The 1,244-nt window shown below is 48.2% G+C and carries 2 protein-coding genes; both read right to left on the bottom strand.

Features of this window, described 5'->3' with window-relative positions; genetic code table 11:
• Positions 1–424, bottom strand: a 424-nt coding sequence (locus KDK16_RS08720) for a hypothetical protein (protein WP_257275636.1), incomplete at its 3' end; no start/stop codon positions are given.
• A 269-nt stretch (positions 425–693) separates the two neighbouring features.
• Positions 694–1,244 (bottom strand): hypothetical protein (locus KDK16_RS08715; protein WP_257275635.1); only part of this gene is annotated, 551 nt, incomplete at its 5' end.

Raw genomic sequence — 1,244 nt, 5'->3', positions numbered from 1 at the left:
AATCTGACCTTTCCAGATCAAGAAGATCTGCTTCAATCACCATGATCCGGTCTGATAATATCCGGGCCAGCGTAGTTTGGCCCGTCGCAATAGACCATAGTCGTTTGATTCGTAGCATTTGAAGTAGTTGTCTTTTTTGTTGCAGGCATTTTTGAACAGGGGCAAGAACAAGGTAAGGGTGAGACTGGGGCTCCGGATCAGGATTCCATTCGTATCCGTCAGGTGGCTTATCGCCACCATCTCCTCCGGCAGCGCCCGTGGCGATCAGCGCATTGGGAGTGTTCTCCGGAAATTCGGGAGGCTCAGCTAACGGGGCAATTCCGCGTGTCTGCTTCATTGGCCAAACGGGTAGGAGAGGCCATTGGAGAGACTCAAGAGGACTGTTATTTGGCTGCAGCTCCAGAAAACTGAGTGCAAATGTCACAAACCCAACCGGAAGAGCGTAGGGTGGTTCAGGTACGACCAACTTATTGGTATATAAGAAATGGGCTGATAGCGGGCTAGGGCCAACTAATTCCAATGCAGGCGGCGACCCCCCAAACGTTATGGTCACTAACAGCAGCAGTGATCGGACCACCAAGCAGGCAGTTTTGTTTTTTTCAGGGCGTCCCATAGACACAGGACCATCGATTGACCTTTGTTATTTGCAACGGGACGTATAGCACTGCACTGGCCAGTCTGCCATGAACGGAATTAGAAAATACTCCCGCACCCATCAAGTAACTCTAATTCCTGACAATGCTGATAAACATCATCAGTAACATCTAATAATAAAGGGTCTCGTTTTTTTAACCGCTCTATTTGACTGCATGCTCGTTGCCTCCATCCTTCCAGCATGCGGTTATCGATATCAATTTTGGCTTTTTTAAGGACGGTCACTGTGTGCATAAGCTCCATTTTATCGCCATAATCTTCCAGTAAGTTCAGTATTTCGGTACCAAAAACTTCTGTCTGGTCGAGCTTCAACCATAAACTGCCAAACGCCTGTTTTTCTTGTTTGTCGTCTGGAGGATTGCTGCTCTGTGGCGCCGGCTCGCAGGCTTCAGTTCTCCTGAGTTGAACGTTATCCAGATATTGGCACAGTGATTCTTTGATCTCATCGGGGCATTCTGTACCTGATGTTTCGACTCTCTCTCTCAGTTTGTTAAGCAGAGACTCAGGCAGTCTCTGCTTATGATGGTCAAGGGATTTCCAGGCGACGGGTTTGATGGCCATTCCTCTTTTGATCAGGGTAGCCAGAACAT

Source organism: Endozoicomonas sp. SESOKO4 (genome assembly GCF_024606275.1).
Note: the sequence above shows the minus strand (reverse complement) of the source record. Positions and strands in the feature narration are given on the sequence as shown.